Here is a 25,287-nt window from a genome sequence, read left to right on the forward strand (position 1 = left end):
GTTCAGGCCTGCAGGTCGGTGCGGTGGAAGTTCAGGTGGCTCCGCGACGCCGTCGGACCGCGTTGGCCCTGGTAGCGGTTCCCGTAGGGTCCGGAACCATAGGGGTGCTCCGTCGGCGAGGTGAGCTTGAAGAAGCAAAGCTGGCCGATCTTCGATCCCGGCCACAGTTTGATCGGCAGGGTCGCCATGTTCGACAGTTCCAATGTCACATGCCCCGAGAAGCCTGGATCGATGAAGCCCGCGGTGGAGTGCGTGAGCAGTCCCAGCCGGCCCAGCGATGACTTCCCTTCGAGCCGGGCCGCGACGTCGTCGGGCAGCGTGACCCGTTCGTAGGTCGAGCCGAGCACGAATTCCCCCGGGTGGAGGACGAACGCCTCGGTGGGGTCGACTTCCACCAGGCGGGTCAGCTCCGGTTGGTCCTGCGAGGGGTCGATATGGGCGTATTTGTGGTTGTCGAAAAGCCTGAAATAGCGGTCCAGGCGGACGTCGACGCTGGCGGGCTGGATCATCCCGGGCTCATACGGGTCCAACCCGATGCGCCCGCTGTCCAGTTCGGTCCGGATGTCGCGGTCAGATATCAGCACGGTTCCCAAAATAGCCTATGCCGGGCCCCCGGCGTTATCCTGTAGCTCGGTGGGTCGAACGGCCCTGCGAGGTCCGCAGGCTGCTCCACGCACCACACACACCATGATGACTACACCCGACACGCTCCGCCGTCTTCCCGCAGTGGCGACCAGCATCGCGCTCGCGGCTGCCTTCCTGCTGCCTGCCGCCACGGCCCAGGCCTCCCCCGTCGGTGACCTGCAAAGCACCCAGGCCACGCCCTCCAGCGCGGCCACCGCAGAGGCGACGCCCGGGAAGAATTCGAAGTCCTCCACCTCCGATCACCAGTACGCCGCCTACAGCACCGACCCCGCCTCCCCGTTGGTGCTGGTCAACAAGGATCATCCGTTGCAGCCGCGCGACTACGCGCCCAAGGATCTGGTCTCGGTCTCCGGAAACGGCACCGAGATGGTTCCCCGCGCCGCCAAGGCCATGAAGAAGCTCATCGCCGGCGGCGCCCGGGATGGGCAACGACTCACGGTCATCAGCGCCTACCGCTCCTATGACCACCAGCTCGCCCTCTTCCAGCGGTACACGAGGAAGTACGGCAAGGACTATGCCGCACGCATCTCGGCCAAGCCGGGAACCAGCGAACATCAGCTCGGGCTTTCCGCCGACGTCGGAGCCGCCAGTGGCCAATGCGCCCTGAAGGCCTGCCTGGCCGATCTGCCCTCCGGCAAATGGATCGCCGCCCATGCCGCCGACTACGGTTTCATCGTCAGGTACCCCCAGGACGAGCACGAAACCACCGGCTACAACTTCGAGCCGTGGCATCTGCGCTATGTCGGCACCAAGGCGGCACAACGGATGGACCAGCAGGACATGGCCACCTTCGAAGAGTATTCCGATCATTTGGTGGCCGACCGGAAGAAGCAGAAGTCCAAGACCGCGAAGAAGGAAGCCGCGGCAGAACGGCAGGCCGCCCGGGAAAAGGCGGCCCGCGACGCCGAATGGGAGCGTCAGGAGCGCCGCGCCGAGGAAACCCGCTGGTGGCCCGACTGGGCCCGCAGCGCCTTCACCGAGTAGCCTTCCGGCCCCGGTCCGGGGCGCCTAGCCCGCCCGGACCGGGATCGCGGTGAAGGTCGGGGTCAGGGTCTCGGCGAAGAAGTCATTGCCCTGGTCGTCGACCACGATGAAGGCCGGGAAGTCCTCCACCTCGATGCGCCAGATGGCTTCCATCCCCAGCTCCTCGTACTCGAGGACCTCGACCCGGCGAATGCAATCCTGCGCCAACCGGGCCGCGGGGCCGCCGATCGAGCCCAGATAGAAGCCGCCATGCTTCTGGCAGGCATCGGTGACCTGCCGGGACCGGTTGCCCTTGGCCAGCATGACCATCGAACCGCCGGCCGCCTGGAACCGGTCGACATAGGAATCCATCCTCCCCGCCGTGGTCGGGCCGAAGGACCCGGAGGCCATGCCCTCGGGGGTCTTCGCCGGGCCGGCGTAGTAGACGGGGTGGTCCTTCAGGTACTGCGGCATCTCCTCCCCGGCATCCAGTCGTTCGCGGATCTTCGCGTGGGCGATGTCGCGGGCCACCACCAGCGGACCGGTCAACGACAGGCGGGTCTTCACCGGGTGTCTGGATAGTTCGGCGAGGATCTCCGGCATCGGACGGTTCAGGTCGATCCTGACCACCGAGGAGCCACCGGTCCCGCTGACACCGTCGGTGTCGCCGTCGTGCGCGGCGACCGCCGGGTGATCCGTTTCGGGCATGAAGCGGGCCGGGTCGGTTTCAAGCTGTTCGACGAAGACGCCTTCGGCAGTGATCTTCGCCAACATCTGGCGGTCGGCCGAGCAGGAGACGGCGATCGCCACGGGAAGCGAGGCACCATGGCGGGGCAACCTGACGATGCGGACGTCGTGGCAGAAGTATTTGCCCCCGAACTGGGCTCCGATACCGAAGTGGCGGGTCAGCTCCAGGACCTTCTCCTCCAGGTCGATGTCGCGGAATCCCCTTCCGGTCATCGCCCCGGTGGTCGGCAGGTGGTCCAGGTATTTGGCCGAACCGTATTTGGCGGTCTTCAACGCGAATTCGGCGCTGGTTCCCCCGATGACGATCGAGAGGTGGTACGGCGGGCACGCAGCGGTGCCCAGCGAGCGCAGCTTCTCGTCGAGGAAGGCCAGCATGGCATTCTCGTTCAGGATCGCCTTGGTCTCCTGGTAGAGGAAGGACTTGTTCGCTGATCCCCCGCCCTTGGCCATGAACAGGAACTTGTACTGTTCCTCGTGGCCGGGCTCGGTGTCGGCATAGAGCTCGATCTGGGCCGGCAGGTTGTTCCCGGTGGAGGTTTCCTGCCAGGTCGTCAGCGGGGCGAGCTGCGAATAACGCAGGTTCAACTGGGTGTAGGCATCGTAGATGCCCTGCGAAAGGGCCTTCTCGTCCGGGCCTTCGCTGAGCACCTGCTGGCCCCGCTTGCCCATCACGATCGCCGTGCCGGTGTCCTGGCACATCGGCAGGACCCCGCCGGCGGCGATGTTCGCGTTCTTCAGCAGGTCAAGCGCCACGAACTGATCGTTCGCGCTGGCTTCCTCGTCGTCGAGGATGTTGCGCAACTGCTGCAGATGGGCAGGACGCAGGTAATGGGAGATGTCATGCAGGGCGGTGCGGGCCAGATGCGCCAGGGCCTCGGGGGCGACCTGGAGGAAGCTCCGTCCCCCGGGGCCCTCGAGGCGGCGGACCCCCTCGGTTCCGATGAGGCGGTAGGGGGTGTCGTCCTGGCCGATCGGCAGCAGTTCCTCGTACTGGAACTCGGTCATGGGGCATCCTTGGCATCCGGTGGGTTGGTTGCCGCCCAGTCTAATTCGGCCCGCGTCCGAACCCCGAACCGCCAGCTACTTGATCCGGGGCACGGCTTGCACATCCTCTACGGGCGTGATCGGCTGGAAGGCATGAGCGACGAGCCAACGCAGAACCCATCCGAAAATCCGGACCCCGACGAACCGCAAACGCACCTGGAGACCGTGCTACAGCAGGGCCAGGCCGATGAGGCCATGGCCGGTCAGGTCATTGCGACCTTCCTGTCCGAGGAAGTCTTCTTCCTCAGCCGCGAGGAAGTAACCGAGGAGACCGACAACGTCCAGCCGCTGCTGCTGCAGAACAAGGACGGCGAGCCCGTAATCGCTCTGTTCACGCAGGTGAACCGGATCCCCGAGGCCTACACCACCGAGGCCCCCTACGCCGTGCGCGTGGTCGGCGCAGCGGTCGTCGACAACCTCAACGGTGCCGGTGTGGTCCTGAACCCGGGCCACCAGCTCGGTTTCGAGATCCCTGCCGAAGGCGTCGACGCCATCCGCCGCGATTTCGCCCCCGATGGTTCCCCGGCACCGCAGGAGCCCACCGAGGGCACCGCCGACGGCGAAGCAACCCCGGAGGCCTGAGCCCCGACACCACCATCACCCAAGGGCCGTCGCCGGAACACCGGCGGCGGCCCTCTGTGTTCGGTGCCCCGGGGCTGCCAGGGACTGCCCCGGGGTCTACGCTGGTGTCATGAATCTGGAAGAAACGCCCCTTCCGGGCATCGGCACGCGCCGCGACGTCATGTTGGCCACGGGACGACGCGTCGGCGTCGTGATCAAACGCGAGGGCGGCATGGAGCTGATCATCTCCGAAAAGCAGGACCCCGATGCCTGCCAGGCGGCCATCCCGCTGACCTCGGAGGAAGCCGCGGCGATCGGCGGCCTGCTCGGTGCCCCGCAACTGGTCTCCGATCTTTCCGCGGAGCATCGCGAACTACCGGGGGTGAACACCCAGCAGTTCGTCATCAGCCAGGACAGCCCCTACGCCGACCACACACTGGGTGACACCCATCTGCGCACCCGCACCCACGCCTCCATCGTCGCTATTTCCCGTAGTGGCCAGGTATTCGCCTCCCCCTCGCCATCATTCGAACTCGAAGCCGGTGATGTCGTCATCGTGGTCGGCACGGCCGAGGGCCTCGACAAGGCCGCCCACCTGCTGAATCACGGATAGGGCCTGCCCGTGGACCCCACCACCATCGTCCTGATCGAACTCGGCGCCGTCTTCCTCGGCCTCGGGCTTCTCGGACGTCTGGCGGCCCGGGTCGGCATGTCACCGGTCCCGCTGTACCTGCTGGGCGGGTTGATCTTCGGCCATGGCGGCCTGGTCCCGCTGTCGGGGATCGAATCGTTCGGGGACGTCGCCAGCGAAATCGGCGTGGTCCTGCTGTTGCTGATGCTGGGGCTGGAATACACCGCCAAGGAGCTGGTCACCGGTCTGCGCCGGTCCTGGTTGGCAGGTCTGGTCGACCTGGTCCTGAACTTCGTCCCCGGTGCCGCCCTGGCCCTCATCCTGGGATGGGGGGTCATCGGCGGTCTGGTCCTCGGCGGGGTCACCTACATCTCCTCCTCGGGGATCGTGGCCAAGGTCCTGACTGATCTGGGGCGGTTGGGCAACCGCGAGACCCCGGTAGTGCTGTCCATCCTGGTGCTCGAGGACCTCGTGATGGCCGTCTACCTGCCCATCCTCACCGCGGCCTTGGCCGGGGTGAGTTTCTGGGGTGGGTTCCGGGCCGTGGGCGTCGCCCTGCTGGCCGTGACCCTGGTGCTGCTGCTGGCCCTGCGGTATGGACCCCAGATTTCCCGGCTCGTCCACTCCCCCGATCAGGAGAACTTCCTGCTCAAACTCATCGGCGCCGCGCTGCTCGTGGCGGGCCTCGCCGCGGCCTTGCAGGTCTCGGCGGCCGTGGGCGCCTTCCTGCTGGGCATTGCGATCTCCGGTTCCACGGCACATTCCGCAGCCAAGGTCCTGGCCCCCCTCAGGGATCTGTTCGCCGCCATGTTCTTCGTCCTGTTCGGCATCAACACGGACCCGGCGACGATCCCCCCGGTCCTGGTCCTGGCCCTGGCTTTGGCCCTGGTGACCTCGGTGACCAAGGTCCTCACCGGGGTCTGGGCCGCCCGTCGGGCCGGGATCGGCGTACCGGGCCGGATCCGCGCCGGCACGGCACTGATCGCCCGGGGCGAGTTCTCGATCGTGATCGCCGGACTGGCCGTCGCCGGTGGAGGTGCCTCCCCGGAACTGGCCGCCCTGGCCACCGCCTATGTCATGTTGTTGGCCGTTCTGGGCCCGATTGCCACCAAGCTGGCCGAACCGGTGGCGCGGGCCCTGACGGGCCGCCCGGGCCGGTCCCCCCAACGGGCGGGGCATGATTAGCACGCTGGGTGGGTGGAGTTCCAATATGCATGTGAACGCCCATTGGGCTATGCTGAGATGCACCCGCGGGTACGAACGGACCGGCGGGTGTTTTGCGGGCGTAGCTCAATGGTAGAGCGCCAGCTTCCCAAGCTGGACACGCGGGTTCGATTCCCGTCGCCCGCTCTCTTCATGCCAGGGCCGGGAGTCCAACCACCGCACGGCGCGTAGACTAGGAGTGCCATGAAACGCACAATGTTCAAGTCGAAGATCCACCGCGCCACTGTGACCCATGCCGATCTGCACTATGTCGGTTCGGTGACCGTCGACCTCGATCTCCTCGAAGCCTCCGACATCCTTCCCGGGGAACTGGTCAGCATCGTCGATGTCACCAACGGCGCCCGGCTCGAGACCTACACCATCGCCGGGGACCGCGGAAGCGGGGTCCTGGGGATCAACGGTGCCGCCGCACATCTGGTGCATCCGGGCGATACGGTCATCCTCATCAGCTTCGCCGAGATGGAGAATGCCGAAGCACGCAGCTATGTGCCGCGCATCGTCCATGTCGACGCCAACAACACGATGATCGCCCTGGGGAGCGACCCCTCCGAGTCGCTGTCCACCAATGCCGTGCGCCCACCGCACGCCATCGCCGGCTCCGCCGCGGACTCCTAGGACCGTGCTCGGGGTCCTCTCGGGATTCTCGATCGTCTGGGCCGTCATCATCGTCGGCTACCTCGTCGGACGCACGGGGGTCCTCGGACCCGAGGCCCGCTATGTCCTGAATCGACTGACGTTCTTCGTCGCCAGCCCGGCCCTGCTCTTCGTCACCGTCGCCGACGCCGATCCCCGCGCCGTCCTGGGGCCCAGCCTGGCCGTGGCGGCCATCAGCGCCACGGGTGTTGCCCTGCTTTATTTCGGTGTCACCGGCTGGTGGTTGCCCCGCGGGCGCCCCGAACGACTGGTCGGGGCCATGAGTGCCTCGACGGTGAACTCGGCGAACCTCGGGCTGCCGATCGCCGCCTATGTCCTGGGCAGCACGGCGCATGCGGCCCCGGTGATCCTCTTCCAGCTGGCCCTCTGGAGTCCCGTCTTCCTGTCCCTGCTGGATTCAAGCACCTCGGGCCGACGTACCACCCCGACCGCCCTGGTGCTCAGCACCCTGCGCAACCCGATGATCGTCGCCTCGTTGGCGGGACTGTTGTTCGCCGTCTTCGACTGGACGCTCCCGCAGCCGATCGCCGACCCCGTCGAGCTCATCGCCGGTGCATCCATTCCGGCGATGCTCCTGGCCTTCGGCATTTCCCTCGTGGGTTCCAAACCCCTGGAAAAAGCCACCCACCGACGCTCCGACGTCCTGATCGGCACCGGGTTGAAGCTGATCGCCCACCCGGTGCTGGCCTGGCTCGCCGGGGCCCTCCTGTTCCGGCTGCACGGGGCGGAACTGTTTGCCGTGGTCATCATGGCTGCATTGCCCTCGGCCCAGAACGTCTTCGTCACGGCTTCCCGGTATGAGCAGGGCCTGGTGGTCGCCAAGGACACCGTCCTGCTGACCACGATCGCCGCCGTCCCGGCGATGATGCTCGTTCCCTTGCTGCTGAACTCCTGAATCAGCCGGTAGGGGAAAGAGGGTGCGGCGGCTTCGGAAGGCCACCGGCACCCGGGATAATTGATGCGTGGCTAGGAAGCGTCTTGAAATCAGTTGGATCGGATCGGTCGGCTCCGCCTTGGGCGCCGTCACCTCCGCGGTGGTGTTGTCCACCTTGGGTGTGGGCGGAACCATCATCGGGGCCGCGCTGGGTAGCTTGGTGATCACCGTCGGCGGGTCGATCTACTCGCAATCCCTGCAGCGGACCAAGGACCACGTGGGCGAAAGGGTCAACGTCGGGCGCCCCAAGCCCCGGCCGTCCAACGGCGCGCAGCCACCACATGCGACAGCGCGGGACGCCGGCCCTGTTGGAACGAGCGTCGATGAGGTCGACAAACCATCGAAGGACGCCGGGCGCGGAATCCTGCAACGGTTGCCGTGGAAGCACATCATCGGCGTCACCGTCGCCCTGTTCGCCATCACCATGGCCCTGATCCTCGTCTTCGAGCTCTCTGCCGGGCGCAAGGTGTCCTCGTTCACCGGCGGTACCAGCGGAACCGGCGGCACCTCGATCCCGGGGATCAGCGGGACCACCCACCAGAGCGATGACTCCGGAACCATCAACCAGGACCCGGACGCCCCGGCAGGAGACGACGCGCCCGACCAGGAACAGCAGCAGGAACCGAACCAGGAGCCCGCACCGCAAAACCAGGAACCCGCCGCCCCCGACGCGCCGCAGGAACCCGCCCCGGCCCCGGCACCGGATCAGCCTGTGGAGCCGTAGGCCACCAGCTGCCAGCGGAATCTGGACGGGACGTCCAGTACCGGAAAGCCAGCAAACTCCGACGGGGCTCACAGTGCGGTCAAAGGACCGTTTCCTAGTATTGAAAGTGCCTCATCAAGGTGCGAGTGATGCATAAGGTCCCAGCCGTTCCCCCTCGGCTGGGACCTTTTTGCGTGTCACGGCGCCGCGAACCTGGCCCCTAGGGTGCCGGCGGCCGGTGCAGGTCCTGATCGTTAGCCCGGTGGCGCCCCTTGGCCGGTAGCTCGGCTGGGGCGGCAACGTCCTGCGCCTCGGACCGTCCGGGCTCCTCAACAGAGGGGGATTCCTGAGCCGGTTCCGCCCCTCCCACCTCGGTACGTAGTGCCTGTTTATGAATGAACACCACCAGGACAAGCCCGGCCAGCATGACCGGAACGCCGTAGAGGAACAGAGGCGGCAGTGCCTCGGCGAACCCCTGGGCGATGAGTTCCTGGACCGGGGCCGGGAGCTGGGCCAAGAGTTTCGGTGTTAGTGAGCTGACGGAGTCCGCGCTGAAGCCCCCCTTTCCGGCGCTTGCCGGAAGCGATGAGAAGGCATCGGTCAACCGGGAGACGAAGAGCGCCCCGAACACCGAGATGCCCAGCGAGGCCCCGATCTGACGGAAGTAGGACGCCGAACTGGTGGCTACTCCCACGATCCGGTGGGGGACGCTGTTCTGTACGACGACGACGAGGTTCTGCATCGAACACCCCACCCCGAGCCCGACGACGAACATGGCCAGGGCGGTGTACCAATACGGGACGCCCACCCCGATCTGCGCCAGCATGAACAACCCCGTGGCACCAATGGCGGGCCCGACCAGCAGCCACACCTTATAGCGCCCGGTGGAGGAGACCAGCCGCCCGGTGGTGATCGTGGCCAGGAGCATGCCGGTGGTCATCGGGATCAGCATGAGGCCGGATTCGGTGGCGTTGACCCCCTCGACCATCTGCAGGTAGGTCGGCAGATAGGCGATGGTGGCAAACATAGAGATGCCGATGGTCACCCCGGCCAGGGCCGGGAGGATGAAGTTGCGTTCGGTGAACAGGGTCAACGGGATGATCGGCTCGGCGGCCCGACGTTCGGCCAGCACGAACACCACCGCCGACACGACTGCCACGGCGCCCAGGACCAGCACCTGGACGCTGCCCCAGGCGTAGGTGGTTCCACCCCAGCTGGTGATGAAGACGGCCGCCGCGCTGAACACGGCCAGAGTCAGGGTGCCCAGGACGTCGATCCGTGGTGCTGCCCCGGAGGGCCGGGGCAGGTGCAGGGCGAAGATCACGGTCCCCAGCGCCGCCAGGCCCAGCGGGATGTTGATGTAGAAGATCCACCGCCAGCCCATGTTGTCGGTGAAGAAGCCGCCGATCAGCGGCCCCGCGACGGAGGCCAGACCGAATACGGCGCCCATGAAGCCCATGTATTTTCCGCGGTCACGGGGGGGGAGACGAGGTCGGCGATGATGGCCTGCGCTCCGATCATCAGGCCACCGCCGCCAATGCCTTGGATGGCGCGGAAGATGATCAGCTGGATCATGTTCGTCGCGGTCCCCGACAGGATCGAGCCGGCCAGGAAGACGACGATGGCGAACACGAAGACCGATTTGCGCCCGTAGAGGTCACCGGCTTTGCCGTAGATCGGTAGGCCTATTGTTGCCGCCAGCATGTAGGCGGTGATCACCCAGGAAATGTGCTCGAGCCCGTTGAGGTCGCCGACGATGCTGGGCAGGGCCGTCGCAACGATCGTCTGGTCCAGTGCTGCCAGGAGCATGGCCAGCAGCAAGCCGGTGAAGGCCCAGACGAACTCGCGTTTGGTGCGGACCGGTTGCCGGTCGTCACGAGCTGGGGATTCTTGTGCCGTGTCGTGTGCCATGTGGGTTCCTGCGGTTCTGGAGGGGAGGTACGGGTGGTGTTGCCGGCCTCCCGGACAGTGAAAGCGTCTAGCAGGAGGGAGACGGTGTCGAAGCAGCCGGGGCGCCCGGCCAGCCGTCGGCACTGAGCAGGACCTTGAGCAACAGTCGTCGAAGTTCGACGCGCTCGTCCTCGGCCAGTCCCGAGAGGAGGTTCAGCTCCGCCTCCGTGGAAGCCGCGGCAACGTCGCGAGCGATCTCAGTTCCGGCACTGGTAATGGCGACGATGATGCGTCGTCGATCCGTGGGGTCGGGGCGTCGTTCAATGAGACCGCTGCGTTGGAGGGATTCCACGTAGGTGCTCACATGGGATCGGTCGGTGTTCAGCCGGGTCGCCAACTCGTGGGGAGCCAACGGGCCGAGATCCACCAACGCCATCAATACCGCGTAGTGAGGGAAGCCCAAACCGCGGTCTTTGAGCGTGGCGACCATGCCTGCTTTACCCAGTCGGGCCAAGTTTCCGGCCAGATAGGTCGTCCGGGACATGAGCGATGGCGGTGGAAGACCGACCTGCTCTTCAACTTGAGGCATGGGACCATAATAGCGCGATGCCACTACCGACGAACAGGGTTCTGGACTGCTGGATTCAAGCCTCGCGGTTCGTCAGGCCCCGGGTCCCGACCTACCGGAACCAGCCGTGGCCGTCCCCGTTACCGAGCTCATCAGCCACGCCCGGGCTACCGGGCGCCCACCGGCACGCGTAACGAGGCGACGGTGGCCAGCGCCTGGTCCAGGTCCCCCCGCAGGTCACGGACGTCCTCCACCCCGACCGAGAGCCGCACCAGATCCGTGGGGGCGGCCAGCTCGGTGCCGCGCACCGAGGCGTGGGTCATTTCCGAGCTGTAGCAAACCAGGGATTCGACTCCGCCGAGGCTGACCGAGAGGCCGAAGAGACGCGTGGAAACGGCGAATTTCCGGGCGGCGGCCTCCCCTCCGGCCAATCGGATCGAGACGATGCCGCCGAAGCCGTCCATCTGCCGAGCGGCCAACTCGTGCCCGGGATCTTCGGGGAGTCCCGGATAGTGCACGGCGGCGATCTCCGGCTGAACCCGGAGCCATTCGGCGAGCGCGAGCGCATTGGCCCCGTGCCGGTCCATGCGCAATCCCAGGGTCTTCAGCCCGCGGGCGGCCAGATAGCAATCCTGCGGCCCGGCGACGGCCCCGGCGGCGAACTGCTGGAAGCCCACCAGTTCGGCCACCGGCTGCCCGCGGTGGAGGGCGTCGGAGACGACGACGGCTCCCCCGAGCACATCGGAGTGGCCGCCGATGTACTTCGTGGTCGAATGCACCACGACGTCGGCCCCCAGGTCCAGGGGGCGCTGCAAATAAGGCGAGGCAAAGGTGTTGTCCACGACCAGCAGCGCCCCGGCGTCGTGCGCTATCCGCGCCCATCCGGCGATATCGGCGACGGCCAGCAACGGGTTCGACGGCGTTTCCAGCCACAGCACCACGGTGCCGGAGGGGCGCACCGCTGCCCGGACCGCCGCCAGATCGGTGATGTCCACCGCGGTGTTCTCCACGCCCCAGCGGCCCAGGACCTGGGTGATGAGCCGGTGGGTTCCGCCGTACCCGTCGGCACCCAGGATCACGTGGTCTCCCGGGGAGAGGACGGCACGCAGCAGGGCATCCTCGGCGGCGATGCCCGAGGCGAAGGCGTAGGCCGAGGCGCCGTGTTCCAGGGCGGCGAGCTGGGTTTCGAAGCCGTTGCGGGTGGGGTTGGAACCACGTGAATACTCGTGTCCCCCGCGCAGGACGTTGATGCCGTCCTGGATGAACGTGCTGGTCTGGTAGATCGGTGGGATGACGGCCCCGGTCAGCGGGTCCGGTTCCTGCCCGGCATGGATGGCCGTGGTGTTGAAGCTCCGCGGCTGGTCGGTGGCACCATGGATGGTCATTTCAGGCCCTGCTTCCTGCGGTGGAGGGGGCGGAACGGCCCCGGTGGTCGGTGGGGACGGCTTCGCCGACGACGGCGTCCAGGCACCGACACAGATCGGCGATGAGGTCCTCGGGGTCCTCCAAACCAATGGACAGCCGGATGGTGGTCGCCCCGATGCCGGCCGCCGTGCGCTGGGCCGCACTGAGCCGGCAATGGGTCATGGCCGCCGGATGGGCCACCAACGACCGGGTGTCACCCAGGTTGGCGACCAGCTTGAACAGCGACAGGGCGTCGATGAAGGGCCCCACCGTCTCGGCGGTGGCCGCCAGGTCGAAGGAGAACACGGACACCTGCCGCCGCCGGTCGGGTCCCCCGGCGTCGTCCAGGCCGGGGTGGTGGACGCGGGCGACGGCGGGATGGGTGTCCAGGAACCGGGCCACCCGCAATGCGTTGGCCCCGTGCCGTTCCAGACGCAAGCCCAGGGTCTCCAGGCCGCGGCTGATCTCTGCGGCTGCCGGCGCGGACAGGCTGGGACCGAGGTCGTGCAGGTATTTGCTGCGGGCCAGGGCCAGATAGGCGGCCCGGCCGTGGCGTTCACTGAGAACCTGTCCCCCGTATCTGGCCTTCGGGGTGGCCAGTTGCGGCCATTTGCCCGGGTCGGCGGCGAAGTCAAAGCGTCCGGCCTCGACGATGACCCCGGCCAGCGCGGTGCCGTGGCCGCCCATGAACTTGGTGGCCGAATGCACCACGATGTCGGCCCCGTGGTCGATCGGCCGGTACAGGGCAGGGGTGGCCAGGGTGTTGTCCACGACCACCGGGACGCCTGCTGCGTGGGCGATCGTCGCGATCGTGGCGACGTCGGGCAGCGTGGACAACGGGTTGGTGATCGATTCGACCAGGACGGCCCGGGTGTCGGGCGTGATGGCCCGTTCCCAGGCGCCGGGATCGTCCTGGTCCACGAAGTCGACGCGGTAACCGAAGTCGGCGAAGGAGTCGGTCAGCAGGTCCACGGTTCCGCCGTAAAGCTGGGAGGAGGCCACGACATGGTGCCCTCCGGGCAGCCGGGCCCCGTCCTCATCGCGTCCCCCACCAAGCAGGGCGAGCAGAGCGATGGCGACCGCCGATTGTCCGGTGGCCGTCGCGATCGCCCCGATCCCGCCCTCCAGCGTGGCCACCCGTTCCTCGAAGTCGGCCACGGTGGGGTTTCCGGTCCGCGAGTATGTGAAGCCGGGGGTCCGCAACGCGAACATCTCCACGGCGGTGGCATGGTCGGGGAATTCGAAGGCCGCCGAATGCACGATGGGTGGGGCCACGGCAAAGTGCGGGGCGGCGGGGGTGTAGCCGGAGTGGATGGCCGCGGTGGCCGGGCCGATGGGTGCTGCGGGACGTTCCGGGGTGCTGGTGCTCATGGCGGGGCTCCTGGTCCAGAGGCTGGGTGGTGGAAGGTGGTCTCCGGTGCCGTGCCGGCCGGAACCGGCACGGCACCGGAAGGGGATCAGGCTCCGGCGACGACGGCCGGTTCCCCGGCGGTGAGCCCGCTGCGGGCGGATCTCGCCGCGGCCACCAGATGGCGCAGCGACTCCTCGGTTTCGGCGTAGCCGCGGGTCTTCAGCCCGCAGTCGGGGTTGATCCACAGCCGGGAGGCGTCCAGCCCCTGCAAGGCGGTGTCGATGAGCCCGGCGATCTCCTCCTCGGTCGGCACCCGCGGGGAGTGGATGTCGTAGACCCCGGGCCCGATGCCGCGGCGGTAGCCGAAGCCGGCCAGGTCGGCGACGACCTCCAGGCGGGAGCGGGCCGCCTCGAGGCTGGTGACATCGGCGTCGAGACCGTCGATGGCGCTGATGACCTCACCGAATTCCGAATAGCACAGGTGGGTGTGGATCTGGGTGGCATCCCCGACCCCGGAGGTGGCCAGCCGGAAGGCGGAGACGGCCCAGTCGAGGTAGGCGTCCTGGTCGGTGGCCCGCAGCGGCAGCAGTTCACGCAGGGCCGGCTCATCGACCTGGATGATGGCCGTTCCTGCCTCCTCGAGTTCGGCGATCTCCCCGCGCAGGGCCAGGGCCACCTGGTTCGCCGTTTCGGCCAGCGGCTGGTCGTCGCGGACGAAGGACCAGGCCAGGATCGTCACCGGTCCGGTGAGCATCCCCTTGACCGGGCGGGCCGTCAGCGACTGGGCGTAGCGGGTCCATTCCACGGTGATGGCCTCGGGCCGGATCACGTCCCCCCACAGGATGGAGGGCCGGGTGCAGCGGGACCCGTAGGACTGGACCCACCCGTGCTCGGTGGCGGCGAAACCATCCAGGTTCTCGGCGAAGTACTGGACCATGTCGTTGCGTTCGGCCTCGCCGTGCACCAGCACGTCGAGGCCGATGTCCTCCTGCAGTTCGATCACCCGAGCGATTTCACGGCGCAGGAACTGCTGGTAGTCGGCCTCGGACAGGGTTCCCTTCCGCGCCGCGGCGCGGGCGGTGCGGACCTCGGTGGTCTGCGGGAAGGAACCGATGGTGGTGGTCGGCAGCAACGGCAGCGACAGGCGTTCGCGCTGGTCTCCGGCCCGGGCTGCGGCGTCGCCGCGTTCGAAGTCCGCCGGGGCCAGCGCGGCGGTACGCGCCCTCACAGCCTCGAGGTGGACGCCGGCGCCGTGTTCACGGGCGGCCCGCGCCGCGGTGGCGGCGTCGAGCTGCGTCCGGATGGCCCCGGAGCCTTCGGCCAGGCCGCGGGCCAGGGTCAACACCTCGGTGGCCTTCTCGTCGGCGAAGGCCAGCCAGTCGGCCAGGTCAGCGGACAGGGAGGTTTCCACGTCGAGGCGGTGCGGGACGTGGAACAGCGAGGTGGTGGTGGCCACCGAGGGGGCCGTGGTGGTCTCCGCCAGGTTCTCCAGCGTGCCCAGCGAGGCGTCGAGGTCGTTGCGCCAGATGTTCCGTCCGTCGACGATCCCGGCGACGAAGCGGGTCCCGAAGGCCCCGATGCGCAGCAGCGTCTCCGCCTGGGGCAGGGCCCCGCGCCGCAGATCCGCGTGGACGGCGTCGACCCCGAGTTCGGCCAGCACCGCCAGGGTCTCCCCCGGGGTGTCCCGCGACCCGGCGGTCCCGTAGCCGGTGGTGACCAGCACGGCAGGACGGTGTCCGCCGTGGTAGGAGGTTCCGCCGTCGTCGGCGGCCAGCAACGAACGGTAGGCGCGTTCGACGGTTCCCGTATGGGCGGCCCCGCGGTCGGTGACCAGACCGGGTTCGTCGAGCTGGATCCATTCGGCTCCGGCATCGGCCAGGGCGGCGAGGATCCCGCGGTAGGCGGCGACGACGTCGTCCAAGCGGTCGAGCGGGTCGAAGCCTTCCGGTGCCCCGTCCTCGGCCTTGGCCAGCAGCAGGTAGGTGACCGGTCCGACCAGGACCGGGCGCAGCGTCCTGCCGGCCCGCCGGTGCCCGGCGATCAGGCTGGTCAGTGCGTGGGCCAACGGGGCGAAGGGGGTCTCCGGGCCGATTTCGGGCACGAGGTAGTGGTAGTTGGTGTCGAACCATTTGGTCATTTCCAGCGGCTGGCGCTCGGCATCACCGCGGGCGAGGGTGAAGTAGCCCTCCGTGTCGATCGATCCGTCGGGACCTGCCAGGTCCGCGAAGCGGGCCGGCAGGGCGCCCAGGGCGACCGTGGCGTCCAGGACCTGGTCGTAGAGGGAGAAGTCGGCCGGGATGGAGGAGTCGGTGGCGGAGAGGCCCAGTTCGGTCAGCCGGGAGATGGTGCCCTCCTGCAGCGCCTGGCTGGCGGCCTGCAGTCCGGCCGCGTCGAGCCGTCCGGCCCAGTGGGCGTCCAGTGCCTTCTTCAGTTCGCGGTTCGGTCCGATGCGCGGGTAGCCGAGGATGGTTGCTGCGGGGAAGTTCGCGGTGCTCATGGTGGTGCTCCTGTCGGTGGTGGTCATTGGGTGGGTGGTTCGGTGGGGCGGTGGTGACGCGGCTCAGGCGGGTACTGCCGTGAGCCGGCCGTACTGCGGGGCGGGATCGCCGAACCGGCCGGTGAGGCCGAGGCGGTCGACCACGTCCAGCGGGCCGCGGTGGTCGTTGAAGGTGTACAGATGCAGACCGGGGGCCCCGTCGGCCAGGGCGCTGCGCCCGAGCTCCACCGCGGTTTCGACTCCGATCCGGCGGCGTTCCTGCCCGTCGCGGGCGGCTTCCAGCCGGTGGGCCAGCACCGGGTCCGGGGCGATTCCGGCCAGTTCGCTGAGTCGGGTCAACCGCCGGACGGAGTCGAAGGCGATCAGCCCGGGCACGATGGGGATGCCCACCCCCGCCTCGCGGGCGCACTGCAGGAGGTGGGCGTAGTCCCCGGGACGGAAATACACCTGGCTGATGGCGAAGTCGGCGCCGGACCGTTCCTTGGCCAACAGCACTTCGACGTCGTGTTCGAAGGACGGTGATTCGGGATGGCGTTGCGGGTAGGCGGCGACGCCCACGGAGAGCCGTCCGCCGCAGAGGGCGGCGGAGTGGCTGCCCTCCACGTCGCGGATGAGTTCGATGAGGTCCCCGGCGAAGGGCAGGTCCCCCCGCGAGGTGCTTCGGTCCTCCGGCAGGTCCCCGCGCAGGGCCAGGACCCCGCGGACCCCCAGGCCGATGAGGCGTTCGACCAGGGACGTCAACGAGGCCCGGCTCTCCCCGACGCAGGTCAGGTGGGCCAGCGGGCGCAACCGGGTGTTGGCGGCCAGATGCCCGACCAGTTCCAGGGTGGCTTCGCGGCGCTGTGGTGCCCCGCTGTAGGTGACGGCGACGTAGTCGGGTCGGGCGGCCGCCAGTTCCCCGATGGTCTTCACGACCTTCGGGACCGCCGCGTTGTCCAGCGGCGGGTAGAGCTCGAAGGACAGGGCCGGTGGGGCCGTGCCGTTGCTGTCATGGGGCATGTGGTTCCTCGCAGTGTCGGTGCGAGGGAGCGCACCGGCCTGCGCCGGATCGAACGATCCCCCGGGGCCACGGGCGGCCGTGGTTCCGAGGGGTCCGCGGATGCGTCTCCATCGCTTCTGGCGGGAGCACCGGTCGCCTGGTCCCCGGTCCTTCCGGGGGGCGGTGGTTGCTGCGGCGTCATCGATCCAGATCTCTCGGCCGCTCTTGATGGGTTGGTCCAACCATCTAACGCAGCCCCGCAGCGCCACGGCAAGCGGCGTCGACCCGGCCGCGTCATGATCGGGAACATGACCCGATGTTGCGCGGATCCGGGCTCGTATGCCGTCATCCGGGGCCCTGGATGCGTCATATGACGGCTCCATGACGGGAGGCCTCGGCAGGCGGTGGCGGGCGGGCCCACAGCGCCCTATACTCTCGCGCGTCGCCGGTTCCTGCCTCGCCGTCGTCGGGGGTCCACCGCGGCGCCGGCATTCCCGGTAACGTGGAGCAGGTGAAAAACGCTTCCCCGCCCATCCGTGTCCTGGCCGCCTGGCTGGCCGCACTGATGGTCCTTGCCGTGGCCGCGGTCATCACCATCACCCTGGTGAACCAGAAGGTCTTCAGCCCCGAACAACAGGTGGGCCAGTACTTCTCCCTGCTCCAGGAGGGCGAGGGCGAGCAGGCGATGGGGCTGCTCGATCCGGAAACCCCGCAGGGCAACTCCGTGCTGCTCGACGGCGAGGCACTGCAGGCCTCCGTGGAACCGATCCAGGATTTCCAGGTCGAAGACGCCCGGGAGGTCACCGATGGCGCGGTGGAAGTCGCCACCAACTACACGGTGGACGGGCAGAAGCACCAGACCATGTTCCATCTGAAGCGCAGCGGCCGGGACTGGCTGTTCTTCGACCGCTGGCATTTCGCCGCGACCGACATGCCGCAGCTCTCGGTATCGGCCGATACCACCAACCAGGTGCGCGTCAACGGCGAGGATGCCCCGCTGACCAAGGGCACCGCCAAGCTTCCGGTCTTCCTGCCGGCCGTGGTCGACGCCAGCTACCGCGAGAAGTACTTCCAGGGGGCCAAGCGCCGGGTCGTCGTCGATTCCCCCTCCGCGGCGGGGACCGATGGGTTGGAACTGACGACGAAGCCGACCAAGGAACTGGTCCAGGAAATCGACGACCAGTTGCATGAATATCTCGATGATTGTGCCGCCCAGCAGGTCCTCAAGCCCGCAGGATGCCCGCTGAGCTACAACACCGAATCCCGGGTGGCCGGCGATTCGATCCATTGGAAGATCACCGATTACCCCGAGGTCAAGGTCGGCCCGTACGACGGCGGATGGGTCCTGCGCTCGCTGAAGGTCGGCACCTCGTTGAATCTGGTGGAGCAGAACCTGATGACCGGCGCCAAGAGCGGGAACACCGTCAGGCACGACTTCGGGTTCACCGCCAAGCTGGAGGTCTCCGGGGACTCGGTGACCGTCACCCCCGTCGTCGGGGACTGAACCGGACTACGCCGTCGGTTTCCCACTGCTGGTGGGGACCCCTCCCCCGCGGGTGTCCTGGGGGTCCTGGGGGTCCTCGACGGTGGCGAAGACCGGTTTGTTCAGCTTGCCCTTGCGCACATGCTGCAGCGCCCAGAGCCCTGCGGCCAGGGCGATGAGCCCTCCGGCCGCGATCGACCAGCGGGCTCCGAATTCGGTGCCGAGCCAGCCCACCAGCGGGGCACCGATCGGGGTTCCGCCCTGGATGACCATCACGTAGATGGCCAGCACCCGGCCGCGGAACCGCGGTTCGACGGAAAGCTGGATCGAGGTGTTGCAGCTGTTCAGGAACGTCAGGGAGGCCAGCCCGACCGGGACCAGGGCGATGGCATACAGCCAGAACGTCGGCATGACCGAAGCGGCCGTGGTGAAGACGCCGAAAAGGATCGCCCCACCGATCAGGTAGCGCAGCCGGAACCGTCCCCGGCGGGCCGCCAGGAGGGCCCCACCCAGGGTGCCGACGGCCATGACCGAACCCAGCAAACCGTATTCGCCCGGGCCCACCCCGTAGACCCCGGTGGCCATCATCGCGTTGGTGATCTGGAAGTTCAGTCCGAAGGTGCCGATCAGGCCGGCCAGGACCAGGATCATCACCAGATCGGGGCGGCTGCGCACATAGTGCAGCCCCTCGCGGATCTGTCGCTTCCCGCGGACCGCCGGTTTGGGGGTGTGGAGCAGTTCGGGCTTCATCTTCCAGATCGAGAACAGCACGGCGGCGAAGCTGGCGGCATTGATCAAAAAGGCCGGGGCGGTGCCCACCGCGGCGATCACCAGTCCGGCGACCCCGGGGCCCGCCAGCCGGGCCAGGTTGAAGGAGGCGCTGTTCAACGCCACCGCGTTGGGGACGTCGTCGGGGCCGACGATCTCCGAGACGAAGGCCTGCCGGGCAGGAGAGTCGAAGGCGCTGGCGAGGCCGAGCACGAAGGCCAGGGTGTAGACATGCCATAGTTCGGCGGTTTCGGTGAGTACGAGCAGCCCCATGACCAGGGCGCAGAGGCCCATGACGCTCTGCGTGACCAGCAGCAGCTTGCGTTTGTTGTACCGGTCGGCGACCAGTCCCGCATAGGGGCCCAGGAAGAGGATCGGGACGAACTGCAGACCGGTGGTGATGCCGGCGGCCGTCCCCGAGTTGTCGGTGAGGATGGTGAGCACCAGCCAGTCCTGGGCCACGCGCTGCATCCAGGTGCCGATGTTGGACACCAGGGCACCGGAGACCCACAGCCGGTAGTTCGGCGATCCCAGGGCCTTGAACATCTTGCTCACCAGGCGTTCATCTCCTTGAGGAGTTCGGCGGCGCGCCCCAGGACGGCCCGGTCGGCGGGGCCCAGCTCGGCGACGTGCCGTGAGAGCCAGGCGGTGCGCTGGCCCCGGACGTCCTCCACGATGGCCCGGCCTGCGTCGGTGATGGCGATGAGGACCTGCCGGCCGTCCTCGGGGCTGGTCCTGCGTTCGACGTAGCCTTGTTCTTCGAGCGCCTTGGCGATCCGGGTCATCGAGGGCGCCTGGACGCGCTCTCGCTCGGCCAGCTGGCCCAGGGTGCGCGGTTCCTTCCCGAGGCAGATCAGGACCGAATACTGTCCTGCGGTGACCGCCCCCGCCCCGACGTCGACCCGGAGCCGACGCGATACACGCATGATCGCCACCCGCAGGTGGACGGCGAGGTCGTCATCGACGACCGGTTCGGGGGCATTCGGGGACACTGGACTCCTGGTCACGATTCCGGGGCGGACGGGCGGCATCCACCACGGGGAATTAGTTGCTTAGCACTGCTAACCATACTCCGCTGGTTTCCCGTGCGCCATGGTTCCCGTCACGAACCCGGGAGCGCTCCGTCATGGAGCGCCCCCGCAATGACTCAGTCCAGTCCGCGCAGATCCAACGTCAACCCGTCATCGCCGTCCCGACGCAACACGACCGGGATGCCCCAGTCCTGCTGGTACAGGTGGCAGGCGGCATGATCGGGGATCGCTCCCCCGGCTTCGCCGTCGCAGGCCGCGGCGCGGGCCGTGATGTGCAGGACGCCCTCGGGGACCTCGGGGTTCAGCTCCAACTGCCGGTGCAGCCCGGTGGAGGTCCCCCCGCCGGAGAGGAGCAGTTCCTCGGGTGAAGAGGAGATCTTCAGCTGGGTGGGATCCCCCCACCGGTCGTCGAGCTTCTGCCCCGTCGGAGCGGAGAAGCGCACGCTGATCCGGTGCCCGCCCGGGGCGACCGGAGTCTGCGGGCGCTGGGTCTGCGAGGCTCCTTCGTCGACGCTGAGCGCCTCATGGGGCAGCGGCAGCCGGACCAGCCGGTGCTGGTTCGTCTCGACCACCAGCAGGACGGGGTCCCCGTCGAGCGAGGTGTCCAGCAGGACGTCCGAGGGCTCGGCGAGGTCACGGGCCAGGGTGGTGACCGACGACGTGCCCGGATCGTAGCGGCGGACCGCCCCGTTGTAGGTATCGGCCACCGCCACCGAACCATCCGGCAGCACGGCCACCCCCAAGGGGTGCTGCAGGCGTGCCTCGGCGGCCTGGCCGTCACGGAACCCGAAGTCGAAGAGCCCGGTCCCGATGGCCGTCTCGACCGTGTCGACGGATCCTGACTGGCCCACGCGCAGCACGCGCAGGGCCGAGGTCTCGGAGTCCGCCACCCAGATCTCCCCTGCGGGCCCTTCGGCCAGTCCGGAGCTCTGGGCGAACCAGGACCTGCCGGGGGCCCCGTCCTCCAGGCCTTCGAGCCCGGTGCCGGCGAAGACGTCCAGGGCCCCGGTCACCGGGTCGAAGGCGAATATCTGGTGGGTTCCGGCCATCGCGACGATGACGCAGGAGGCCTTCGCGGACCAGAGCACGTCCCAGGGCGAGGACAGCGAGGTGTTCAGCGGGTCGTCCCCGAGATCGCTGATCCAGGCATCCGGGTCGTTCGCCGCCTCACCGGCGGCGAGTGCCTGTTCGGCGTCGAGCAGGCGTTGGATGCCGTTGCCGGCGACCGTGGTGACGTTGCCCGTGGCCAGGTCCACCCCGCGCAGCCGGTGGTTGACCGTGTCGGCGACGACCAGGTCGTAGCCGGTCCGACCGGCGACCTCGGCGGGCAGCAGGGCCAGGCCCTGCGGTTCGTTGAAGGAAGCCGCCTGCGCCGTACCGTCGGCGTGACCGCGTTCCCCGGAACCGATGGTGCGCAGCACCGTCTTCAGATCCGAGTCCAGTTGCACGATCCGGTGGTGTCCGGTGTCCCCGACCAGGAACGTGCCATCGGGCAGGGTCAGGACCTTGCCCGGGAAGCGCAGGTCCCCTTCCCGCGGGGCGGGGGCGACGTACGGGCCGTCTCCGCGGTTCAGTGTTCCCTGGGCCTCGTGTTCGGCCACGAGCTCCTCGATGAGCGATTCCAGGCCCGGGGCATGGCCCTCCCCGGAGAGGTGGGCGGCCACGTAGCCCTCGGGGTCCAACACCACCAGGGTCGGCCAGGCCCGGGCCGAGTAGGCCTGCCAGGTCTCCAGTTCCGGGTCGTCCAGCACCGGGTGGGCGATTTCGTAGCGTTCCACGGCGGAGGCGAGTGCGACGGGGTCGGCTTCGTGTTCGAACTTCGGGGAGTGGACGCCGACGATGACCAGCAGGTCCCGGTACTTCTCCTCCAACGGGCGCAGTTCGTCGATCACATGCAGGCAATTGATGCAGCAGAAGGTCCAGAAATCGAGGATGACGATCTTGCCGCGGAGTTCCTTCAGCCCCAGTTCCTTGCCGCCGGTATTCAACCAGTTGCGGCCCACGAGCTCGGAGCCGCGCACCCGGTAGGCGGCACGGACTGAATCGGTGGTGGAATCTGCACTCATGTAACGGCTCCCGTTGGTAGTTGGCTGGCATGGGGTCCCAACCCCAGTATGGCTTCAGTTGTTCCCGGCAGCGGGATCGATGACGCCCCACGGCACCGAAACCCGCCGGCGCGCAGGCCGCGTGGGCCGGCTCAGCCCAGGTCGTTCAGCGTGGCGGTCAGGATCCCGTCGGCCATGGTGGCGAACTTCGGGTCGTCGATCCCGCGGGGCCCGATGAACGAAACCATCGCGACCTGACCCGCCCGTTCGCCGATGAGGACCAGTGCCTGCTGTTCCAGCTCGCTGCCCGTCGAGGCCCTGCTCCAGAGCAACGCCGATTCCGCTCCGGCCTCCGGGCTGGTTTCGGGGGCGCTGCTACGCAGGGGGACCTCGGATCCGGAGATCGACAGGGTCACTTCGGAGCAGTCCCCGAGCATCTGCTTCACGGTGGCATAATGCTTGCGCAGCTGGGCCCGGTCGGTGACCCGGGCGACTTCGATGGATCCGGTGGCTTCCACCCCCTCGGCGGCGAAGTCGGTGCGGGCCGGGTCCTGGCCTCCTTGGGCCGGGGACCAGTTCAGCTGCCGGACCGCGTCCAGGCAGGAGGCCGGCTTTACGGTCGCCCCTTCCAGGGTGTCCTGCGGATCCGCGGACAGGGACTCCAGTTCGGCATCGGAGGCCACCGCGGAGAGCGTGAAGTTATAGGAGGCCGCCCGTTCCACGCCGGCGGCCACGGCCTCGGCGGCAGCACCCGAGGGGGCGGGCCGCGAGGAGGCTGCTGCCGGCGGGGCCGTGGCACTGCCCGACCCCTCGGCGGCCTCCCCCGAGGCGGTGGACTCGCCCCCGGCGTCGGAGGAACAGCTGGTCACCGCGATCACGATGGCGACGATGAGGACCGCCAAGGCCAACCAGCGGGCCACGACCAGTGCCGTCTTCTGGGCCCGGACCCCCGGCGGGGGTGTCCTGCCGGCTGGTTTACCTGCCACTGGCGTCGTACCTCCGGTCCTGCTCCTTCAGTTGCGCGAACATCTGGTTGTAGGCAGCCAGATCGGCTTCGTTGTTACGATCGGCTTGTCGGTCCCGGCGCACGGCTTCGCGGGTGTCGGACCGGTTCCAGGTCACCACCACCCCCAGAGCCAGCATCAGCGTGGGTACCTCGCCGATCCCCCACATGGCCCCGGCCCCGAGCTTCTGGTCGGCCAGGGGGGTCGGGCCCCAATCCCGGCCCATGTTGCCGAACCAGCTGGCCTGCATCAGCGATTCGCTGCCCATGATGGAGACGCCGTAGAAGGCGTGGAAGCTCATCGTGGCCAGCAGGATGACCAGCCGCATCGGGTAGGGCGCCCGGCGGGGCAACGGATCGCCGTCGATCATGTTCAGGGCGAAGATGTAGCCGGTGAGCAGGAAGTGCAGGTTCATCAATTCGTGCCCGGTGTGTTCGGCCAGGGCGAAATGGAAGGCGTCGGTCGCGTAGAACAGCACGATCGATCCGGCGAAGTTCGCTGCCGCGAACAGCGGGTGGGTGACGAGTTTGGAGAACCGCGAGTGGATCCCTGCGAGCATCCATTCACGGGGCCCACGAGTCCCGTCGGCGCGTGCGGGGATGGCCTTCAACGCCAGGGTCATGGGCGTGCCCAGGACCAGGAAGAACGGGGCCACCATGGTCATCGCCATATGCCCGACCATGTGCATGGAGAACAGGACGACGCCGTAGACGGCCATCGCCCCGGAGGTGATGTAGAACAGGGCGATCAACCCCAGGAACCAGGACACCGTGCGCATCACCGGCCAGGAATCGCCGCGACGGCGCAGCGTACGGATCCCCTGGAGGTAGGCGATGGCCAGGAAGATGACCACGGCCAACCAGAGCCAGTCCATGCGCCAGACGGTCAGCCAACTGGATCCGGTCAGTTCCGGGGGCAGATCGTAGCCGGTGAGGATGCGCGCCGGAGTTGCTTCGGGGGGCAGTTCCTCGGGGACCGGAGGCGCGGTGCGCGACAGGGCCGTCGCCACCGCCATGGTCGCCGCCATGACGATCACTTCGCCGGCGACGATCCGCCAGGCGGTCGTGGTCGCCCGCAGTTTGCCGGCCATCAGCTTCGGGATGACCCAGCGCCGGTGTCCCAGCCCCATCAATCCCAGCACCAGGGTCAGTACCGCCTTGATCAGCACCAGACCGCCATAGCCGCTGAGCAGCTGCGACCAATGGTCCATGCGGACGGTGGCACTGACCACCCCGGAGGCGAAGACCACGAAGAAGGACATGGTCGCCAGGGCCGAAAAGCGGTGCAGGACGACGCCGGCGAGCACCGGCCGGGTGGAGGAGAACTTCCCGGGGGCCGGGGTCTGGAGCTGTGGGGCGACGCAGGCCAACACGACGATCCCGCCCACCCAGATGCACAGGCCCAGCAGATGCAGCAGGATCCCGTTGACCGCGCCCCAGTGGTCGTCGCCTCCGGCGGCGTGGCCGATCAAGGACAGCGGGATGATCCCGAAGAGCGAGAAGACGGCGCTCAGGCCCACCCCCACCGGGGAACGGACCACGAAGGCCAAGGAGCTGGCCACCGCGGCGATCACGATCATCCAGGCCCACGCCTGGCCCAGCGAGATGTTGAGGATGTAGTCCTTCATTGAGTCCGTGTAGGCGGCATCCGCTGAAAGCGGCAGGCCGGAGACGTCGGAGAAGGTCAGGATCAGCACGGCCACCGCGGCCAGGGTCCACACCATGGCCGCTCCGGCCGCGATGTTCATCGTCCGGGCGAAGGCCGGGTGCACCTCCCCACCGTCGGTCCCGTGCGAGCCCTTGCGGGCCCGATGCGGTTTGGTCGACCTCGGCAGGACGGTGGCCGCGAAGACCAGGGCCCCGATGGTGACGGCCATGGCGCTGTGGTGGATCAGGGTGGCAAAGGGCAACGCCCACCGGGTGAAGGCCCCCGGGTCCGAGAGTTCGGTGCCTTTCGCCGCCCCAGAGAACTGCAGGGCCAGCACGAGCACGAGGGCGCCGATCGGGATCGCCGGCAGCACCAGGTCGGGGCGCCACGTCGACGCGGGCCGACGTTCCGGGCCACGGGGGCCCGCGCCGGACACCTTCTCCGGTAGTACGCCCTGGCTCATCGTTGCATCCCTGTCCGCATGCCTTCCATTCTCTCACCTTCGACCCGGACC

General features: G+C 68.3%; 22 protein-coding genes and 1 tRNA gene. 9 read left to right on the forward strand and 14 right to left on the reverse strand.

The window, feature by feature from the left end:
- Positions 1 to 2: 2 nt before the first annotated feature.
- The gene (gene dcd / locus ACT3S2_RS10210; RefSeq protein ID WP_444554862.1) at positions 3 to 584 is read right to left on the reverse strand and encodes a dCTP deaminase; all 582 of its coding nucleotides are present in this window, start codon (positions 582 to 584) and stop codon (positions 3 to 5) included.
- A gap of 103 nt (positions 585 to 687) precedes the next feature.
- Here dcd and ACT3S2_RS10215 point away from each other — a divergent pair, with 103 nt between their 5' ends.
- Positions 688 to 1,629: a M15 family metallopeptidase gene (locus ACT3S2_RS10215; RefSeq protein ID WP_444554861.1), complete on the forward strand. Its 942-nt coding sequence runs from the start codon at positions 688 to 690 to the stop codon at positions 1,627 to 1,629.
- Positions 1,630 to 1,653: 24 nt separating this feature from the next.
- Here ACT3S2_RS10215 and ACT3S2_RS10220 read toward each other — a convergent pair whose 3' ends face one another.
- Positions 1,654 to 3,360, reverse strand: a complete 1,707-nt coding sequence (locus tag ACT3S2_RS10220; protein WP_444554860.1) for a fumarate hydratase — start codon at positions 3,358 to 3,360, stop codon at positions 1,654 to 1,656.
- A gap of 132 nt (positions 3,361 to 3,492) precedes the next feature.
- On the opposite strand from ACT3S2_RS10220, the gene ACT3S2_RS10225 reads away from it, so the two are divergent.
- From ACT3S2_RS10225 to ACT3S2_RS10255, 7 genes are all read left to right on the forward strand, one after another.
- Complete coding sequence (locus ACT3S2_RS10225; RefSeq protein WP_444554859.1) at positions 3,493 to 3,981, forward strand: SseB family protein; 489 nt, start codon at positions 3,493 to 3,495, stop codon at positions 3,979 to 3,981.
- A 109-nt stretch (positions 3,982 to 4,090) separates the two neighbouring features.
- The gene (locus tag ACT3S2_RS10230; protein WP_444554858.1) at positions 4,091 to 4,573 is read left to right on the forward strand and encodes a cation:proton antiporter regulatory subunit; all 483 of its coding nucleotides are present in this window, start codon (positions 4,091 to 4,093) and stop codon (positions 4,571 to 4,573) included.
- A 9-nt stretch (positions 4,574 to 4,582) separates the two neighbouring features.
- Positions 4,583 to 5,776 carry a cation:proton antiporter gene (locus tag ACT3S2_RS10235; RefSeq protein ID WP_444554857.1) on the forward strand — a complete coding sequence of 398 codons (1,194 nt, stop codon included), beginning with the start codon at positions 4,583 to 4,585 and terminating at the stop codon, positions 5,774 to 5,776.
- Positions 5,777 to 5,870: 94 nt separating this feature from the next.
- Positions 5,871 to 5,941 (forward strand) — tRNA-Gly (locus tag ACT3S2_RS10240).
- A gap of 57 nt (positions 5,942 to 5,998) precedes the next feature.
- Positions 5,999 to 6,430 carry an aspartate 1-decarboxylase gene (gene panD, locus ACT3S2_RS10245; protein WP_444554856.1) on the forward strand — a complete coding sequence of 144 codons (432 nt, stop codon included), beginning with the start codon at positions 5,999 to 6,001 and terminating at the stop codon, positions 6,428 to 6,430.
- Positions 6,431 to 6,434: 4 nt separating this feature from the next.
- Positions 6,435 to 7,364 (forward strand): AEC family transporter, encoded by a 930-nt coding sequence (locus tag ACT3S2_RS10250; RefSeq protein WP_444554855.1) that lies wholly within the window; start codon positions 6,435 to 6,437, stop codon positions 7,362 to 7,364.
- Between the two features lie 67 nt (positions 7,365 to 7,431).
- A complete protein-coding gene (locus ACT3S2_RS10255; RefSeq protein ID WP_444554854.1) occupies positions 7,432 to 8,127 on the forward strand; it encodes a hypothetical protein in 696 nt (231 codons plus the stop codon).
- Positions 8,128 to 8,326: 199 nt separating this feature from the next.
- Here ACT3S2_RS10255 and ACT3S2_RS10260 read toward each other — a convergent pair whose 3' ends face one another.
- The 7 genes from ACT3S2_RS10260 to ACT3S2_RS10290 all read right to left on the reverse strand — a co-directional run bounded on the left by ACT3S2_RS10260 (position 8,327) and on the right by ACT3S2_RS10290 (position 16,815).
- Positions 8,327 to 9,556 carry an MFS transporter gene (locus tag ACT3S2_RS10260; RefSeq protein ID WP_444554853.1) on the reverse strand — a complete coding sequence of 410 codons (1,230 nt, stop codon included), beginning with the start codon at positions 9,554 to 9,556 and terminating at the stop codon, positions 8,327 to 8,329.
- Positions 9,514 to 10,017, reverse strand: coding sequence for an MFS transporter (locus ACT3S2_RS10265; protein WP_444554852.1), 504 nt, complete (start codon positions 10,015 to 10,017; stop codon positions 9,514 to 9,516). Before ACT3S2_RS10265 ends, ACT3S2_RS10260 begins: the two co-directional genes overlap by 43 nt.
- Positions 10,018 to 10,084: 67 nt before the next feature.
- Positions 10,085 to 10,585 (reverse strand): MarR family winged helix-turn-helix transcriptional regulator, encoded by a 501-nt coding sequence (locus ACT3S2_RS10270; protein WP_444554851.1) that lies wholly within the window; start codon positions 10,583 to 10,585, stop codon positions 10,085 to 10,087.
- Between the two features lie 146 nt (positions 10,586 to 10,731).
- Complete coding sequence (locus ACT3S2_RS10275) at positions 10,732 to 11,949, reverse strand: cystathionine gamma-synthase (protein ID WP_444554850.1); 1,218 nt, start codon at positions 11,947 to 11,949, stop codon at positions 10,732 to 10,734.
- A gap of 1 nt (position 11,950) precedes the next feature.
- Positions 11,951 to 13,339, reverse strand: coding sequence for an O-acetylhomoserine aminocarboxypropyltransferase/cysteine synthase family protein (locus tag ACT3S2_RS10280; protein WP_444554849.1), 1,389 nt, complete (start codon positions 13,337 to 13,339; stop codon positions 11,951 to 11,953).
- An 86-nt stretch (positions 13,340 to 13,425) separates the two neighbouring features.
- Complete coding sequence (gene metE / locus ACT3S2_RS10285) at positions 13,426 to 15,816, reverse strand: 5-methyltetrahydropteroyltriglutamate--homocysteine S-methyltransferase (protein WP_444554848.1); 2,391 nt, start codon at positions 15,814 to 15,816, stop codon at positions 13,426 to 13,428.
- A 63-nt stretch (positions 15,817 to 15,879) separates the two neighbouring features.
- Complete coding sequence (locus tag ACT3S2_RS10290) at positions 15,880 to 16,815, reverse strand: methylenetetrahydrofolate reductase (RefSeq protein ID WP_444554847.1); 936 nt, start codon at positions 16,813 to 16,815, stop codon at positions 15,880 to 15,882.
- 491 nt (positions 16,816 to 17,306) lie between these two features.
- On the opposite strand from ACT3S2_RS10290, the gene ACT3S2_RS10295 reads away from it, so the two are divergent.
- Positions 17,307 to 18,299 carry a hypothetical protein gene (locus ACT3S2_RS10295; RefSeq protein WP_444554846.1) on the forward strand — a complete coding sequence of 331 codons (993 nt, stop codon included), beginning with the start codon at positions 17,307 to 17,309 and terminating at the stop codon, positions 18,297 to 18,299.
- Between the two features lie 6 nt (positions 18,300 to 18,305).
- Here ACT3S2_RS10295 and ACT3S2_RS10300 read toward each other — a convergent pair whose 3' ends face one another.
- From ACT3S2_RS10300 to ACT3S2_RS10320, 5 genes are all read right to left on the reverse strand, one after another.
- Positions 18,306 to 19,592, reverse strand: a complete 1,287-nt coding sequence (locus ACT3S2_RS10300; RefSeq protein ID WP_444554894.1) for an MFS transporter — start codon at positions 19,590 to 19,592, stop codon at positions 18,306 to 18,308.
- A 5-nt stretch (positions 19,593 to 19,597) separates the two neighbouring features.
- Entirely contained in the window at positions 19,598 to 20,038 is a 441-nt protein-coding gene (locus ACT3S2_RS10305; RefSeq protein ID WP_444554845.1) for a MarR family winged helix-turn-helix transcriptional regulator, read from the reverse strand.
- A 155-nt stretch (positions 20,039 to 20,193) separates the two neighbouring features.
- Complete coding sequence (locus tag ACT3S2_RS10310) at positions 20,194 to 22,143, reverse strand: NHL domain-containing thioredoxin family protein (RefSeq protein ID WP_444554844.1); 1,950 nt, start codon at positions 22,141 to 22,143, stop codon at positions 20,194 to 20,196.
- Positions 22,144 to 22,274: 131 nt separating this feature from the next.
- A complete protein-coding gene (locus ACT3S2_RS10315; RefSeq protein ID WP_444554843.1) occupies positions 22,275 to 23,108 on the reverse strand; it encodes a hypothetical protein in 834 nt (277 codons plus the stop codon).
- Positions 23,098 to 25,236, reverse strand: coding sequence for a cytochrome c oxidase assembly protein (locus ACT3S2_RS10320; RefSeq protein WP_444554842.1), 2,139 nt, complete (start codon positions 25,234 to 25,236; stop codon positions 23,098 to 23,100). The genes ACT3S2_RS10315 and ACT3S2_RS10320 overlap by 11 nt, the downstream gene beginning before the upstream one ends.
- Between the last annotated feature and the right edge of the window lie 51 nt (positions 25,237 to 25,287).

This window comes from Arthrobacter sp. AOP36-A1-22, from assembly GCF_052377615.1.
In the GTDB taxonomy this organism is placed as follows: Bacteria; Actinomycetota; Actinomycetes; order Actinomycetales; family Micrococcaceae; genus Arthrobacter_H.

Excerpts from the sequence above, each read along its gene's own strand:
- ACT3S2_RS10225 (WP_444554859.1), top strand. The coding sequence starts at position 3,493 with ATGAGCGACGAGCCAACGCAGAACCCATCCGAAAATCCGGACCCCGAC.
- ACT3S2_RS10270 (WP_444554851.1), bottom strand. The coding sequence starts at position 10,585 with ATGCCTCAAGTTGAAGAGCAGGTCGGTCTTCCACCGCCATCGCTCATG.
- metE (WP_444554848.1), bottom strand. The coding sequence starts at position 15,816 with ATGAGCACCGCGAACTTCCCCGCAGCAACCATCCTCGGCTACCCGCGC.
- ACT3S2_RS10275 (WP_444554850.1), bottom strand. The coding sequence starts at position 11,949 with ATGACCATCCATGGTGCCACCGACCAGCCGCGGAGCTTCAACACCACG.
- ACT3S2_RS10320 (WP_444554842.1), bottom strand. The coding sequence starts at position 25,236 with ATGAGCCAGGGCGTACTACCGGAGAAGGTGTCCGGCGCGGGCCCCCGT.
- ACT3S2_RS10265 (WP_444554852.1), bottom strand. The coding sequence starts at position 10,017 with ATGGCACACGACACGGCACAAGAATCCCCAGCTCGTGACGACCGGCAA.
- ACT3S2_RS10290 (WP_444554847.1), bottom strand. The coding sequence starts at position 16,815 with ATGCCCCATGACAGCAACGGCACGGCCCCACCGGCCCTGTCCTTCGAG.
- ACT3S2_RS10220 (WP_444554860.1), bottom strand. The coding sequence starts at position 3,360 with ATGACCGAGTTCCAGTACGAGGAACTGCTGCCGATCGGCCAGGACGAC.
- ACT3S2_RS10215 (WP_444554861.1), top strand. The coding sequence starts at position 688 with ATGATGACTACACCCGACACGCTCCGCCGTCTTCCCGCAGTGGCGACC.
- ACT3S2_RS10310 (WP_444554844.1), bottom strand. The coding sequence starts at position 22,143 with ATGAGTGCAGATTCCACCACCGATTCAGTCCGTGCCGCCTACCGGGTG.
- ACT3S2_RS10300 (WP_444554894.1), bottom strand. The coding sequence starts at position 19,592 with ATGTTCAAGGCCCTGGGATCGCCGAACTACCGGCTGTGGGTCTCCGGT.
- ACT3S2_RS10260 (WP_444554853.1), bottom strand. The coding sequence starts at position 9,556 with ATGGGCGCCGTATTCGGTCTGGCCTCCGTCGCGGGGCCGCTGATCGGC.
- ACT3S2_RS10280 (WP_444554849.1), bottom strand. The coding sequence starts at position 13,339 with ATGAGCACCAGCACCCCGGAACGTCCCGCAGCACCCATCGGCCCGGCC.
- panD (WP_444554856.1), top strand. The coding sequence starts at position 5,999 with ATGAAACGCACAATGTTCAAGTCGAAGATCCACCGCGCCACTGTGACC.
- ACT3S2_RS10230 (WP_444554858.1), top strand. The coding sequence starts at position 4,091 with ATGAATCTGGAAGAAACGCCCCTTCCGGGCATCGGCACGCGCCGCGAC.